This window comes from Psychrobacter sp. FME6 (assembly GCF_014861365.1).
Classification (GTDB): Bacteria; Pseudomonadota; Gammaproteobacteria; order Pseudomonadales; family Moraxellaceae; genus Psychrobacter.
Genome location: NZ_RRYW01000076.1, coordinates 1 through 14,772, shown reverse-complemented (window position 1 = coordinate 14,772; position 14,772 = coordinate 1). Strand labels below are relative to the sequence as shown.

12 protein-coding genes and 1 pseudogene are annotated in these 14,772 nt (G+C 43.8%); 5 read left to right on the top strand and 8 right to left on the bottom strand.

Annotation, left to right across the window (positions count from 1 at the left end):
• The first annotated feature begins 125 nt into the window (after positions 1 to 125).
• The 4 genes from EI162_RS10725 to EI162_RS10710 all read left to right on the top strand — a co-directional run bounded on the left by EI162_RS10725 (position 126) and on the right by EI162_RS10710 (position 5,708).
• The gene (locus EI162_RS10725; protein WP_192524351.1) at positions 126 to 905 is read left to right on the top strand and encodes an SDR family NAD(P)-dependent oxidoreductase; all 780 of its coding nucleotides are present in this window, start codon (positions 126 to 128) and stop codon (positions 903 to 905) included.
• Between the two features lie 132 nt (positions 906 to 1,037).
• Positions 1,038 to 1,607 carry a L,D-transpeptidase family protein gene (locus EI162_RS10720; protein ID WP_192524350.1) on the top strand — a complete coding sequence of 190 codons (570 nt, stop codon included), beginning with the start codon at positions 1,038 to 1,040 and terminating at the stop codon, positions 1,605 to 1,607.
• A 518-nt stretch (positions 1,608 to 2,125) separates the two neighbouring features.
• Entirely contained in the window at positions 2,126 to 4,723 is a 2,598-nt protein-coding gene (gene clpB, locus EI162_RS10715) for an ATP-dependent chaperone ClpB (RefSeq protein WP_192524349.1), read from the top strand.
• Between the two features lie 148 nt (positions 4,724 to 4,871).
• Positions 4,872 to 5,708 carry a PQQ-dependent sugar dehydrogenase gene (locus tag EI162_RS10710; RefSeq protein WP_225735367.1) on the top strand — a complete coding sequence of 279 codons (837 nt, stop codon included), beginning with the start codon at positions 4,872 to 4,874 and terminating at the stop codon, positions 5,706 to 5,708.
• On the opposite strand, the gene EI162_RS10705 is transcribed toward EI162_RS10710, so the two are convergent.
• Positions 5,689 to 6,390 (bottom strand): IS1 family transposase, encoded by a 702-nt coding sequence (locus tag EI162_RS10705; RefSeq protein ID WP_192524348.1) that lies wholly within the window; start codon positions 6,388 to 6,390, stop codon positions 5,689 to 5,691. The two genes, EI162_RS10710 and EI162_RS10705, sit on opposite strands and share 20 nt — an antisense overlap.
• 34 nt (positions 6,391 to 6,424) lie before the next feature.
• Here EI162_RS10705 and EI162_RS10700 point away from each other — a divergent pair.
• A pseudogene (locus EI162_RS10700) lies at positions 6,425 to 7,564 on the top strand (BCCT family transporter); the annotation flags it as partial.
• 99 nt (positions 7,565 to 7,663) lie between these two features.
• Here EI162_RS10700 and EI162_RS10695 read toward each other — a convergent pair.
• The 7 genes from EI162_RS10695 to EI162_RS10665 form a co-directional block, all read right to left on the bottom strand.
• On the bottom strand, positions 7,664 to 8,020 hold the full coding sequence (locus tag EI162_RS10695) for a hypothetical protein (RefSeq protein ID WP_192524347.1): 357 nt from the start codon (positions 8,018 to 8,020) through the stop codon (positions 7,664 to 7,666).
• A 219-nt stretch (positions 8,021 to 8,239) separates the two neighbouring features.
• Positions 8,240 to 8,536: a DUF3144 domain-containing protein gene (locus tag EI162_RS10690; RefSeq protein WP_192524352.1), complete on the bottom strand. Its 297-nt coding sequence runs from the start codon at positions 8,534 to 8,536 to the stop codon at positions 8,240 to 8,242.
• A 147-nt stretch (positions 8,537 to 8,683) separates the two neighbouring features.
• Positions 8,684 to 9,850, bottom strand: a complete 1,167-nt coding sequence (gene metK, locus EI162_RS10685; RefSeq protein ID WP_192524346.1) for a methionine adenosyltransferase — start codon at positions 9,848 to 9,850, stop codon at positions 8,684 to 8,686.
• Between the two features lie 373 nt (positions 9,851 to 10,223).
• A complete protein-coding gene (nth, locus tag EI162_RS10680; RefSeq protein ID WP_192524345.1) occupies positions 10,224 to 10,919 on the bottom strand; it encodes an endonuclease III in 696 nt (231 codons plus the stop codon).
• Between the two features lie 53 nt (positions 10,920 to 10,972).
• Positions 10,973 to 11,806, bottom strand: a complete 834-nt coding sequence (locus tag EI162_RS10675) for an RnfABCDGE type electron transport complex subunit B (RefSeq protein ID WP_192524344.1) — start codon at positions 11,804 to 11,806, stop codon at positions 10,973 to 10,975.
• Between the two features lie 80 nt (positions 11,807 to 11,886).
• Entirely contained in the window at positions 11,887 to 12,870 is a 984-nt protein-coding gene (gene nudC, locus EI162_RS10670) for an NAD(+) diphosphatase (RefSeq protein WP_192524343.1), read from the bottom strand.
• A gap of 207 nt (positions 12,871 to 13,077) precedes the next feature.
• Positions 13,078 to 14,685, bottom strand: coding sequence for a hypothetical protein (locus EI162_RS10665; RefSeq protein ID WP_225736970.1), 1,608 nt, complete (start codon positions 14,683 to 14,685; stop codon positions 13,078 to 13,080).
• Positions 14,686 to 14,772: the final 87 nt, after the last annotated feature.

Sequence of the window (14,772 nt, the reverse complement as noted above, 5' to 3'; positions counted from 1 at the left end):
TTCTCTTTGTTGTGGTAAACAAGAGTGTAAGGCGTTGCTTATTTTTTTCAACTATCTCCCAATTCTATACAGCCCCTAATCAGATAACAAATTAGACAGTTAAATAATAATACCAAGGAATAGTTATGCAAATTGAACAATACAGCTTTTTGGTTACTGGCGGAGCGTCAGGTTTGGGTGAGGCAGTGGTTCGCGCTATTGTCGCTAAAGGTGGCAAAGCCGTTATCGCTGACCTTAACGAGTCAGCAGGGCAAGCATTGGTTGCTGAGCTTGGTGACAATGTCCGTTTTGCACGCTGTGATATCACCAGTGGCGATGATGTACAAGCAGCTGTCGTTATGGCTGAAAAAGAGTTTGGTGGTCTGCAAGGGTCGATTAACTGTGCTGGTATTGCGGTGGTACAAAAGCTCTTAGACCGTGAAAACAATCCAGCCGATCTTGATGATTTTAGCCGTGGGGTCAATATTAACCTCGTCGGCTCTTTCAATGTCGCGCGTCTGGTCGCAGCCAGTATCGCTAAGCGTGTGGCTGCTAAACCATCAGATGAAGCCAATGCTGATAACGGAATTATTATCAACACGGCCTCTATTGCTGCTTTTGATGGGCAAGTAGGGCAAGCCAGTTATGCTTCATCGAAAGCGGGCGTGGTCGGTCTGACTTTACCACTGGCTCGTGAGCTGGCGCGCCATGGTGTTCGGGTAATGACGATTGCACCGGGGGTTTTTGCTACTCCGATGATGGAGACTATCCCAGAAAAAGCGCGCGAACAGCTAGAGGCAGGCGTTCCTTATCCTAAACGTTTGGGCAATCCCAATGAATTTGCCAAACTGGTCATGCATATCATTGATAATGCCTATTTAAATGGTGAAGTTATTCGTCTTGATGGGGCTATTCGTATGGTTTAGTTTAGCAACTGTCAGAACTCATTTTTATCTTATCCATAACTTTTGCACAGAGTTGAGCCACCAAACATGGCATAGTGCTTTGATATATTATGACTCATTGCTATTACGCGTTGATTATAAGGATTAAAGTCTATGTCATTTTTTCGCCCAAATTCTAGTAAGTATTCAAGTTGGTTGTTTATCGTGATAGGGCTTAGTTTTGCTACTATTATCGGCACGAGTGCTATCGCTGCTGCTAAGGATGCCGCGAAATATCCGCAGCCCATTCCCAATGAAGACATTATCGATAAAGTCTTTGTCGATAAATCAGAGCGTCGTCTGCAGTTAATGAGCGGTGACAAAGTGATTAAGTCTTACCATATTGCACTCGGTGGTAGTCCGATTGGACATAAGCAACAAGAAGGCGATCAGCGTACACCGATAGGGTCGTATACACTCGATTATAAAAACGAAAAATCTCAATATTATCGTTCTATGCACGTCAGTTATCCCAATGCTGTAGATAAGGCTAAGGCGAAATCACGCGGTGTGAGCCCAGGTGGTGCGATTATGATTCATGGACAAAAAAATGGTTTTGGTGCATTAGCAATGCTTAACCAACAACGCGATTGGACGGCAGGCTGTATGGCGGTTACCAATGATGAGATGGATGAAATCATGGCAGCCGTCAAGGTTGGTACCCCTATTGAGATTGTTGAGTAAATGGTCTTTATACAGCCCCTAGATTCATTTTAAAATAGTACAGCGCTATTGGGATTAATTATTCGTAGCCTCTGTTAGCGCAGGCACAGCAAGCAAGAAAAAAATCTATCCCAGTAGTGCGTTATAATACTTTTATTTAGGACTGGCTATACCCTGTCTATACTTATCTTGTTTTTTAACCCCCGTTCCTCTTTCTTAAACCCTCATATTTCTTTCATTTATTCTCTTGAAATACTTGCCTAATGTGCCTATTAAGACTTTATAGTCGATATCATTGTTAATAGTAAGGTTTAATGTAAAAGTGTTATTTCTCATGGGCTTTTGCTCATATTGGCTTACTTCAATCAGACACTAGCTATTATTGACCACAGTTAAATTGATATTGAAATATTACTCAATAAACCCTATATAGATAACAACCAAAAGCTTGCGGTAACGTTAAATACTTATAAAAAACCGCAGCTATTACTTAGTTATATAGGCTTAGTTATATAAGCAAATTATAAGAGGACACAAATATGAGGTTCGAAAAATTTACCCAAAAGTTGCAATCAGCGATTCAAGAAGCACAAAGTCTGGCACTAGGTCGTGACCATACCGGTATCGATCCGGTGCATTTGCTTGCGATATTACTGCAAGATGAATCCAACCTGTCTATCTGTCAGCAAGCGGGCGCGTCTATTCCAGCGTTGAAAAATGGCGTGGCAAAAGCATTAGACAATCAAGCGACGATTAGCGAGCCGACAGGTGATGTCAATCTAAATCCAAACTCGGTTAAAATTTTGAACTTGGCAGATCGTCAAGCACAAAAAGAAGGCGATGATTTTATCGCCACCGAATGGGTGATATTAGCACTTGCTGAGCAAGGTGAAACCAAAAAGATATTTGAAAGTGCTGGTGTGACCGCGACCAAATTAAAAGCGGTGATTGAGCAGTTGCGTGGTGATGACACCGTGAATAATCAAAATGCGGAAGATCAGCGTGATGCGTTGAATAAATATACCATTAACCTGACTGAACAGGCGGAACTTGGCAAGCTTGATCCGGTGATTGGTCGTGATGAAGAGATTCGCCGTACCATTCAAGTGTTGTCGCGTCGTACCAAAAATAATCCGGTGCTCATCGGTGAGCCAGGTGTGGGTAAAACCGCTATCGTCGAAGGCTTGGCGCAAAAAATTATCAACGGTGATGTGCCAGAAGGTCTACGCCGTAAAGAAGTGCTGTCGTTAGACTTGGGTGCGCTTATTGCAGGGGCAAAATTCCGCGGTGAGTTTGAAGAGCGGCTCAAAAGCGTACTGAGCGATTTAGCCAAGCAAGAAGGTAACGTCATCTTATTTATCGATGAGCTGCACACCATGGTCGGTGCGGGTAAATCGGAAGGGGCGATGGATGCCGGTAATATGCTCAAACCTGCGCTTGCTCGCGGTGAGCTGCACTGCGTTGGTGCGACGACATTGGATGAGTATCGCCAATTTATCGAAAAAGATGCTGCGCTTGAGCGTCGTTTCCAAAAAGTATTGGTCGATGAACCGACGGTCGAAGATACCATTGCGATATTACGTGGGCTCAAAGAGCGTTATGAGCTGCATCACGGTGTCGATATCCAAGACAGTGCGATTATTGCGGCGGCGCGGATGAGTCATCGTTATATTACTGATCGCAAATTGCCTGATAAGGCGATTGATTTAATTGATGAAGCAGCCAGTCGCTTGCGTATGGAAATGGACAGTAAGCCTGAATCGTTAGGAAAGCTTGATAGCCGTTTGATTCAACTTAAAATGCAGCGCGAAGTGCTCAAAAACGAAGAAGATGCTGGCGCGCAAGCAGAGCGTAAGGTGCTTGATAGCCAAATCGAAGAATTAGAGAAAGAATACGCAGATCTCAATGAGATTTGGCAAGCAGAAAAAGCTTTGGTCAAAGGCAGTCAGCAGTTAAAAGACGAGCTAGATAAAGCGCGTATTGCTTATGATAAAGCCAGCCGCGAAGGCGACTATGAAACCATGAGTAAGCTGCAATATGAGACCATCCCGCAGCTAGAGCGCCGTATTCATGAATCTGATCTGGCAGAGCAAAAAGAGCAGAGCGGTGAAGATAGCGGTATAAAGCTGCTACGTAATAAAGTAACCGATAATGAAATTGCCGAAGTTGTTGCCGCAGCGACCGGTATTCCGGTCAGTAAAATGATGCAAGGCGAGCGTGACAAAATGCTGGCGATGGAAGAAAAACTCCATGAGCGCGTCATCGGTCAAGACGAAGCGGTCGAAGCCGTGGCAAATGCTGTACGCCGTAGTCGCGCTGGCTTGTCTGACCCCAACCGCCCTTCAGGTTCGTTCTTGTTTTTAGGACCTACGGGTGTGGGTAAAACAGAGCTGACCAAATCACTGGCAAACTTCTTGTTTGATAGTGAAGACGCCATTGTGCGTATCGACATGAGTGAATATATGGAGAAGCACAGCGTCAGCCGTTTGGTGGGCGCGCCTCCAGGCTATGTCGGTTATGAAGAAGGCGGTACTTTGACCGAAGCAGTACGTCGTAAGCCTTATAGCGTGCTACTGTTTGATGAAGTTGAGAAAGCGCATCCTGATGTGTTCAATATCTTATTGCAAGTATTAGACGATGGTCGTTTGACGGATTCGCAAGGTCGCGTAGTAGACTTTAAAAACACCGTTATTATCATGACCAGTAATTTAGGTTCGCATAAGATTCAAGAGATGGTCGGCGAAAGTTACGAGGATATCAAGGCTGAGGTGATGGATTCAGTTGGACAGCATTTCCGTCCAGAGTTCGTTAACCGTATTGATGAGATTGTGGTATTCCATCCGCTTGGTATGTCGCAAATGGCAGGTATTGCCGATATTCAATTGGATCGTTTACGTCAGCGTATCCAAGAGCGTGAGATGGATATCGAGCTGTCATCTGAGGCGATGAACAAACTGGTAGCGGTCGGTTATGATCCAGTATATGGTGCGCGTCCGCTAAAACGTGCTATCCAGCAAGAGATTGAAAACCCATTGTCATTAAAGCTACTAGCAGGTGACTTTGTCGCTGGCGATATCATCAAAGTCGATGTTGGCGCTGATGATAAACTAACCTTTGATAAGCTTAGAATGAGCTAATAGTAAACTTTAGCTATTATTTTAAACGTTACATTGAACCCCTTATTTGCCTTAGCAGATAAGGGGTTTTTCTATAGACAAACATAACCTGTACCAGAATAGATAAAGTCCTTGTTATATTATAAAAAAGCACACAAGGATGGCTAGTATGACAATTATAAAAATGGCGATAGATAGGCATACCGCTCAGAACGCTAAAAATAAAATATTGAAAAAACACGTGGCACCATTATTAGCAGCAATGTCATTGTTGTTTAGCACGGCTGCTTGCTCTGACCAGTCAGTCATTGACACCAATGGCGATTTGGCAAAATATCAAGAAGCAGAAAATTCGGTCGTCAATGAGTTTTTACATGCTGAGAAACCTACCTTTACCACCAAAACAGTTGCCACTTTTAATGAGCCTTGGGCGATGACTGCACTTCCTAGAGAAGGTGATGAGTCGTTAAAACTGCTTGTGACTCAAAAGACAGGAGAGTTATTTGTCGTCGATGCAGCAACAGGTAATAAGACAGCCATCACTGGTGTGCCCAAAGTGGCTTATGGCGGGCAGGGTGGTCTTGGCGATGTTATTCTGGCGCCAGATTTCGCAACGTCTAATAATATATATCTTAGCTACGTCGAAGCTGGTACAGGACCTGACAGTCGTAAATTCGGTGCTAAAGTCATCAAAGCCAAACTGTCAGGTTTGGACGTTGGTCAACCAAGCTTGCAAGCCATTAGGCCCATTTGGCAGCAAACACCAAAGATGAAAGGACAGGGTCATTACAGCCATCGATTGCTATTCTCACCTGATGGAAGGTATCTATATATCAGCTCAGGTGAGCGCCAAGAAAAAACCCCAGCGCAAGATATGAGTGTCAACTTGGGTAAAATAATCAGGTTAAAACCTGACGGTACTGTGCCAGCCGATAATCCATTTATGGATAAAAACAATGGGTGGTGTTCTAAAAAGTATGCTGGCATTAGACGTAGCCATAATTGACGTAAAAGAACACCATATCAAACACTTTGAAGTGATTATCGAGCTTCTTAGAGAAACAACAGGTTTTTCTAACCGCCCGACGCAATCGGTGTCTAAGGCGGCAATTATTACCTTCTATACCTACCGTATATTGTTTGCCAATTCGTTTGTTATCACTTTTAAAGGCGGTTTTAAAGCTATCCCAGTTATCCATGCTAATAGTGTCATAGCTGACTTTCAGGTATTTAAGCCGGGCTCTTAGCTTCTTAGCCGTTTTTAAGTCACGTCTGCCCCAAACGTAAGCAACAATCTCATTAGTAGCACGGTCATAAGCATAAATAAGCCAGACTTTACGCTTCTTGCGATATACGTAAGTCCAGAACTCATCAACCTCTAAGCGTTCATAGTAGCGCTTCTTAGGCGTAATCTTATATACGGATGAGCCTATAGTATTGAGCACTTTACCTATACTAACCTTGGCTATAACGGCTATGTCTCTAACGCCGCAACCATGAACCGTCATTAGCCGTATCTTGTCTTCTATTTGAGAATGGCAGCCCTTATAAGTTAAGGCATGGTCACCAATGAATTGACGTTTGCAGTCCTTACACTGGTAGTTTTGCTTACCATAGCTTTTTATGCCGTTTTTCTTTAAACTGGGACTGTGACAGTCGGGGCAACTGATATCTATTTGTGTCTTCATAACCTCAAATATATCATCTTGCTTTGGCTGTCACCCTCCTTTTATCTCCTCAGCATACTTTCTGATACACCACCAAAAAATCTATGGTCCTATGGGCCATACCGTTGATACGCTAGCGGTGTTCGGTACGATGTTTGGGGTGGTGACCACCTTGGGTTTGGGTGTATTGCAGATTAACTCTGGTCTTGAGACGCTGTTTGGTGTTCCGAATAACATCACCGTACAGATTATTTTAATTGCCTTTATCACCATGCTAGCAGGGTTATCTCTGTTTATGGGGCTGGATAAAGGGATTAAGCGCCTCAGTGATATTAATATACTATTTACGGTCGTATTGCTAAGCTTCGTGATTATCTTAGGGCCTACGCAGTTTATTTTTAATAGCTTTGTCGAAAATATTGGTAATTATCTGCATCAAGTCATACCATTAGGAACGTGGACTGAGTCTTATAACGGCGAAGAAAACTGGCAGTCATCGTGGACGATTTTCTATTGGGCATGGTGGATTAGCTGGTCGCCATTTGTAGGTGTATTCGTCGCACGTATTTCTCGTGGGCGTACTATCCGTGAGTTCATATTAGGCGTACTGTTGATTCCTATTACCATTTTGTTCTTATGGTTCACCGCTTTTGGTGGCTCAGCAGTACATATGGAGCTGATGGCAGCGGTTGATCCTAATATCGCAAGCCCTGGTTTAGTTGAAGCAGTCAGGGCTGATACCGGTAGTGCTATCTTTAAGCTGATGGAGTCTTATCCATTAACTTCAGCATTGAACTTGCTAATCGTGGTAATGATTGTACTTTGGTTTGTCACTTCATCGGATTCAGCCAGTTTTGTTATTGATATGTTGACCTCAGGTGGTGATACCAATCCACCAAAAATTCAGCGTTTGTTTTGGGCAGGTACTGAAGGTGTTATCGCCGCTGTATTATTAGCAGCAGGTGGCTTAGGTGCACTGCAAGCAGCGTCTATCGTGTCAGGTTTCCCTTTTGCTATTGTCATTGTTATTATGATGTACTCCTTACTGCGCGGCTTAAGTCGAGATCGCTTGATACTGTATCGTAATCAGCAGTGGTTTATCACTGAAGAATCAGCAGAGCACAACTCAGCCAATGAGTTCCGTGATGAAGAACTGCTAACAGGTCCGCCTGATTTCGAAAAATCTGATAATTAAGTATTGTTAAAGTAAAAAGTAGCAAAGCTCACCTAAAAGCCCCAGCTTATGATTAAGCTGGGGCTTTCTTTATTTAGCTCGGCAGTGTTATTTTTTATATTAGCTTACGTTTACGTCAGGTTGTGCGCACTGTCCTTTAACGTAACCGATTGCCACCGTTGTGCCACAGGCTGAACATGCATTACCCGCCGTGCGATAGCTGATACCTGAGCGGTTTTTTATTTTGACACAGACAGGGTCATATTGCATGGTACACATCGTTTGTTCAGGATTGTAAGGTGGGCACTTAGTAAAAGGGTTGTCGCTAGATATCTGCTGGTTGTATTCAGTGGTATGCATAGGCGGCATGTCAGGTGTATTGACGCTTTGGATATTGTTACAGCCAGCCAAAGCCACTGTTGCTGATAATCCTAATAATGACAAGCATAATCGCCATGACTGAAATAAGTGTTTCATAACAATATCTCCTTATAGGTAGCAAATGATAACTTTCTGTTATCAAAAACGATTGCTTTAATACTTATTAGAAATAGGACGGGTTAAACTCATAATAGCTTATTTCGGGGTAGTGAGCCACCAAATTATAGCCAATAAAAAACCCAAGCTTAATCGTAAGCTTGGGTTTAAGTCTTGGTGCTACAAGAACTTTTGAAAAATTAGCTAAGTCTTTTCGTCTTATTCGCTAGGCTTGTCGTCTTTATTAAGCTGGACATATTTGTCGAAATTTTGTGCGTAATCAGTCAAGTTGTCACTGAGCATTTGACGGTATTGTTTGGTATAAAACTCAACAATATCGTCTTTTTCTTTGGCGAAATCATCACCTTTTACAAAGCCAATAGAAGCAACAGATGCGCTATAACGTGCAGCAGCATAAAGTAATGAAGCACCTACTTGGCCTGAATGCGCCTCAGGACCTAGTTGGCTGTTTGCTACGCCAATAATAGCGTCGGCACGTTGGTAAAACGCCTGCATTTCAGGGGTGATTTCAAGGCTAGTGTCAATATTGTCATTTTTGTTTTGAGCGTCGTCTGGAATGTTATTTTGAGACATAAGCGACTCCTAATAATGGTAGGTAAGTTTAAAGGTCTAAATTAAATGAAAGTATATTTCACGCGAGGTTTATAAACCCGCATCTGCTTTTAAGATTTCAGCTTTGTCTGTTTTTTCCCACGTAAAGGCAGTTTCAGAACCTTGGCGACCAAAATGCCCGAAAGTGGAGGTTTGCTGATACATTGGTTGTAATAAATTCAGCATACGAGTAATACCATAAGGGCGTAGGTCGAAATGGGTACGAATCAAACGAATGATTTCTTCATGACTGATTTTATTGGTACCAAAAGTATTAACCGAAATAGACGTCGGTTCAGCAACGCCAATCGCATAACTGATTTGTACTTCACAGCGCTCAGCGATGCCAGCGGCAACCAAGTTTTTGGCCACATAACGCACAGCATAAGCGGCACTACGGTCTACTTTTGAAGGGTCTTTACCACTAAATGCACCGCCACCATGACGAGCCATACCGCCATAAGTATCAACGATAATTTTACGTCCAGTCAATCCTGCATCACCAACGGGACCGCCAATAACAAACTTGCCAGTTGGGTTGATGTGGTAACGCGTACCAGCGTGCAATAAATCTGCTGGTAATACTTGCTTGATGATAGATTCCATCACCGCTTCTTGTAAATCGGCTTGTGAGATACTTGGATCGTGCTGCGTGGATAATACCACTGCATCAATGGCAATAGGGTGGTTGCCTTCATATTTTAAGGTAACTTGCGCTTTTGCGTCTGGGCGTAGCCAAGGCAGTTCGCCTGCACGGCGTAACTCAGACTGACGCTCCATTAAACGATGAGCATATTCGATAGGCGCTGGCATTAAAACGTCGGTTTCATTACTGGCATAGCCAAACATCAGCCCTTGGTCACCAGCGCCTTGCTCTTCAGGGTCGCTACGATCGACGCCTTGGGCGATTTCAGGAGATTGTTTACCAAGCATATTGATAACAGCACAGGTCTCGCCATCAAAGCCTAAGTCTGAATGGTGATAACCGATACCGTTTACCGTATCGCGTACAATACGTTCAACATCGATATTTGCGGTCGTGGTCACTTCACCTGCTAATATCACCGCACCTGTCTTAACCAGCGTTTCGCACGCCACGCGCGCATGTAAATCTTCACGTAAGATGGCATCAAGGATAGCGTCTGATATTTGGTCAGCCATTTTATCGGGATGGCCTTCGCTCACAGATTCTGAGGTAAATAAGTTGTATTCGCGCATAATAGGATCGCTTAATTGAATCAATAAAGGTAGGGAAAAGCATAGCGTCTGGGCGCTGCTTTAATTAATATTGGCCAAACAAATCAATTGCTCGGTGATAAGGTGATAAATAGGTACTGCTCAATTCACTTGATAATAAATGCATGTATCAATTAGATATTGAAAAATATGTGGTTAAGCTTAGTCTGGTTTCATGCTTTAGTAGAAGTGCTATTTAATAATAAGCATTTGCCAACATGGTGATTGTTGCCTGATTATATGACAGTAATTAATCTGGCTTATCAGCGTTAAAATAGGCTTATTCTAACTCGAAACGTGATAAAACTCTAGTGAGCGTCGCTTGTTCTTCTATAAGTAATATTCAACAATGGCATTATAATTCTAAAAACTTAGCTTTATCTTTAAACATACATTCGTCATAAACAGGGCAAGCGCCACATTTGGGCGTGCGTGCCTGACAAGTATAGCGCCCATGCAAAATGAGATAATGATGGGCATCAACGATAAAGTCATCTGGAATACGTTCGACCAGTTTTTGCTCGACAATTAAGACGTTTTTGCCAGTCGCGAGACCAGTACGGTTACCCACTCGAAAGATATGGGTATCGACTGCCATCGTTGGTTGTCCAAAAGCAGTATTTAACACCACATTGGCCGTCTTACGGCCAACGCCCGCTAGAGACTCTAAGTCTTTGCGATTATCTGGGACAGTACTGTTAAATTTCTCTATCAAATCATGGCAGGTTTTAATGACGTTTTTGGCTTTGGCATTATATAGCCCAATGTTTTTGATATAAGATTTTAGACCGTCTTCACCCAATGCCAATATCGCCTCAGGGGTGTTCGCTACAGGATAGAGCTGATTGGTCGCAATATTGACGCTGACATCGGTTGCCTGTGCGGATAATATAACGGCGATCAGTAGCTCGAAATTACTACCATAGTTTAACTCTGTAACTGGCTCGTCAATCGTTGCTGCCAATTTTTCAAAGAACGGGCGCACGTCGCGATTGGGTAGTCGCCTCGATGGCGGGGTATCGGCAGTTTTATGTTTGACGGTTTTACTCATGGTATTTTGACTATTATTTTATCTAATGGTTATTCAAAAGCAGATGGTCGCTATTAAAATTGTGCGAGCTCAGCTTGCAACGCTTCAAGTTCTGTCTGTTTGTTCTCATTAGGGCGTACGCTAAGCTGTTTTTCTAGTTTTTTAATTTTACTGCGTAGCTTGGCGGCGGCAATGGTATTTTTTGCTTGCGCTTCGCTGATATTCAACGATTGGCTAGCAGCATTATTCAGTTTTGCTTCTACCATACTGACCACAGGCTTGCTATTGCTGCTATCAGCCAGCTGTTCGGTGACGCGCCTAAGGTGAGTATGATAGCGCTGCCTCAAATCATCTTGTTCTGCTTCACGCTCAGAGATAGACAGCTCGCGCTCGATAGTGACCAAATCAATACAGTCAACTGGGCAAGGGGCGATACATAGCTCGCAGCCTGTGCACAAATCCGTAAAGATAGTATGCATGTGCTTGCCAGTACCGACAATAGCATCAACTGGGCATGCAGGGATACATTTGGTACAGCCGATACAGTCATCTTCACGGATAACGGCGCGTACCTCGGTAGGCCTAGACGATATGGCATCTATTGGCCATTGAGAAGGCGCCGCGCTCAGTATCGATTCATCACTGTTTATATCGATAATTTGGGCGATGGCATTGGTAACAGGTTGACCACCAGGCACGCATTTATTGTATGGCTCACCGTCTAGCACGATAGCAGCTGCATACGGTAAGCAGCCATCTGGATGGTCGCATAAACCACACTGTGTTTGCGGTAGGCAAGTATCAATATCTGAAATCTTCGTTTGTATATCAGCAGGTAGTGCTTTTATGTTCAAGCTATCGAACAATATTGGCAGATTGACTAAGCGGATATTGGTGCTACTTTGCATTTAATTAGGAACCTTAACGTCAGTGGTCAGTGCTGATATTAGAATAAATATAGTGATAGTAAGGGTTAGGGTGTAAAGCGTTAAATCGTCATACCTTGCTCGTTCATAATCTGCGCAATCAGCTCGTAAGCAATACTACCTTTTGATGGTATTTTGGGCAAGTTTGAAAGGTCAAAAAAGTCGGCGTGTGACAGCTCGTCTTCTTGAATAATAAGTTCGCCACCTGCATAAGCCGCCCGAAAGCCGAGCATCAAATTAGATGGAAACGGCCATGGCTGGCTACTCACATAGCGAATATCCGTTAGGCTAATATTAACCTCTTCGGCCACTTCACGAACGACTGCATGTTCCAAGCTTTCACCGACCTCTACAAACCCTGCAATCAAACCATATTGTAGCGTTTGCTGCGGTGTCTTTTGCTGTCCGTAACGGTGGTGATGGGCCAGTAAAATCTGCATTTCACCCGTATGTGGGTTTGGTCTTGTGATGGCTGTGATGACACAAGGCTGTACGCGCGGGTATTGGCGCAATCGACAAGCTGGGCAGACCATCGAACGCTCATTTTGTTTGGCATGAACGGTTGGGGTAGCGCAGCGGCTACAAAACTGTGTGTCTGCCTGCCAGCGCAATAACTGCATGGCTTGACTAAGCTGATCTGACACAGCAACAGGCAACTGGGTAATCAGCTGGCGATACGGAACAAAAGCCTTACCGCTACTCTCAGCGATGATAGGCAGCGCAATCTCGTTTGTTATTGCATAATCATAAGTAATGGCACTGGCCGCTGGCGCAGTAAAGGTGTCATCAGTCTCAATTGACTTACCTGTATTCTTACCATTCTTACCATCCTTACCATTCTTATCAGCACCGTCTTGAGCAGACAACCAGTGACTCGGGGCTAGGCTTTCAAGTAGCGCGACGTGGCCAAGCTGATACGCTTGTTGATACTCGCTATGGCTTGTATTTGCATTAGATGGTGATAATTGAACCTGCAAAGGCCACCAGCCATCAGACGTTTGGCGGCACAGAATAGTATCATCACTAAATACAAAAGCGTTGGTCATATATAGAATTCCAAACCGTTTAAGGCAAGTATGCATCAGTGTTGATACAGACTTTTTTAAATTGAAATATAGTCAATCCATTATAAGTCGGATACGGTGTCCAAATTATATTAAACCAACTATATATAAATGAAGGGCGATGGCAGAAAAGCCGCCGCCATCAAGGTATCGTTGCCATTATTAAGTGTTTATTGATCGCTATGGTGGTTAAGCAGCGAGTAGATAGCTCAAGCTCTGCTGACCCACATCTAGCGCTTGTTTACTGACAGGACGATTGTGTTCAAAACCATCTAAATGATGATCGACTGCCATAATGACATCAGCGATATAGGCGAGCGTACTGTCTTCAATACGTCGGCCACCTTCGATGCGCTGCTCCATATAGTTGGCCAGTTGGCTGAGCATGCTGGCAGGTGTTGGTAGCTGCAAGAAGCGTACAGCCCCTGCAACTTGGCGCATCATTTCAGGAATGTTTTGAATATTGAGCATGTCTCGCTCTGGCTCAGCCAAATAATCATTGATGGCTTGTTCGGCACTGGCAATGGCGGTACGACTTTCTTGTATCAAAGTGTCGTTGGCCGTATTGAGCTGATGCAATGAGATATGGGGATTATTCAATGGTAAATAAATCGCCCCCGGGGTATGCATTTCGGCCATCGCAATGGTGGCGTTTTCTGCATGCATCAATGCCAGTAGTAAATGGTCAAAGTCATCAGGCGAAGGTGCTTGCCAGTTTTTGACAGCATTGGCCGCTGTATCGAGGCTGTTGGCGGCATTGGATAAACCCAGCAAGCGTAGCGCCGAACTCAATGTCATGAGGTCTTCGATAATTTGCGCGGTTTGCATATCAGCAGGATTGAGCGAATCGCCACGCGCGTAGCTGTCTACATTTTCTTTGATAGTATTAATCTGGGTTTGAATGATGGTGTTCAACGTATCAGTAAGCGCTCGGTTAGGGCCTAATAAGAAACGTTTCATTTGCTCCAGCTGATGGCCTTCTAACCGATTGTTGGCATATTGCTCACGCAATATGTGCGCCGCTTCGTTATCACGCTGACAAGCAAAACTGACCAAATCGGCAAAGCGCGTATCCATCACGGGCAAATAGCTTTGGAACTGCTGCTCTAAATAAATAAGCGTATGTTTTTGGCTGAGATTGAGCGGCAAGATCGTTGCAATATCAGTAACGGCTGCAGTGGCTGCTTGCCAGAACATACTATTGCTGTTTGATGCTATCAAAGCACACGCCGCACTCATGGCGTCAAGTTTTTGCTGATCATCTGGGCTAATGGTGCCATCTTGGTTAAGCAGAGCGACACCAAGACCACTACGATATGCATAGGTCAGTAATTCACTGTCTAAATTAAGCTCGTTGAGTGGTTGGAAGTTCTGTTCAGGGTTGGCGATACTAACGCTGCTGCTACCAAACGTCGAAAAATAATCTGCTGTGATAGGAGACTCTTTCCCGTGAGCGTTGAGTTTATTGATAACCGGTAGTAATAAAATGGGCTCCACTGATTCGGTCAATAGCACAAACTCGACATAACGTTCTAGTGTCATGATGGCTTCTGATAAATCCATGATCAAGTCGACATCGTTATTATTGCCATTATCATAAAGACGCTGTAAACCATTGACGATGGTCGTGTTTAGCGTTTCCGCCCCGACTAAGGAAATCAGCTCAAAAATACAAGACAGCTGCTTTAGTACAGTGATTGAGTCCAATAATAAATGCGCCTGACTACTATCGTCATTAAATTCACTCAGATGAATCTCAGTATCTTTTAAGGTTACGATGATTTCATCATACAACAAGTGTAGAGATGGTAAGTTGAAATCAGTAACACTAGGGGCTGTATAGAATTCAAATCAGCGGCAGCCAGATAAAGACACAAGCGAGAA

Coding starts and splice junctions, on each gene's coding strand:
- EI162_RS10725 (WP_192524351.1), top strand. CDS start 126: ATGCAAATTGAACAATACAGCTTTTTGGTTACTGGCGGAGCGTCAGGT.
- EI162_RS10720 (WP_192524350.1), top strand. CDS start 1,038: ATGTCATTTTTTCGCCCAAATTCTAGTAAGTATTCAAGTTGGTTGTTT.
- clpB (WP_192524349.1), top strand. CDS start 2,126: ATGAGGTTCGAAAAATTTACCCAAAAGTTGCAATCAGCGATTCAAGAA.
- EI162_RS10710 (WP_225735367.1), top strand. CDS start 4,872: ATGACAATTATAAAAATGGCGATAGATAGGCATACCGCTCAGAACGCT.
- EI162_RS10705 (WP_192524348.1), bottom strand. CDS start 6,390: ATGAAGACACAAATAGATATCAGTTGCCCCGACTGTCACAGTCCCAGT.
- EI162_RS10695 (WP_192524347.1), bottom strand. CDS start 8,020: ATGAAACACTTATTTCAGTCATGGCGATTATGCTTGTCATTATTAGGA.
- EI162_RS10690 (WP_192524352.1), bottom strand. CDS start 8,536: ATGCAGGCGTTTTACCAACGTGCCGACGCTATTATTGGCGTAGCAAAC.
- metK (WP_192524346.1), bottom strand. CDS start 9,850: ATGCGCGAATACAACTTATTTACCTCAGAATCTGTGAGCGAAGGCCAT.
- nth (WP_192524345.1), bottom strand. CDS start 10,919: ATGAGTAAAACCGTCAAACATAAAACTGCCGATACCCCGCCATCGAGG.
- EI162_RS10675 (WP_192524344.1), bottom strand. CDS start 11,806: ATGCAAAGTAGCACCAATATCCGCTTAGTCAATCTGCCAATATTGTTC.
- nudC (WP_192524343.1), bottom strand. CDS start 12,870: ATGACCAACGCTTTTGTATTTAGTGATGATACTATTCTGTGCCGCCAA.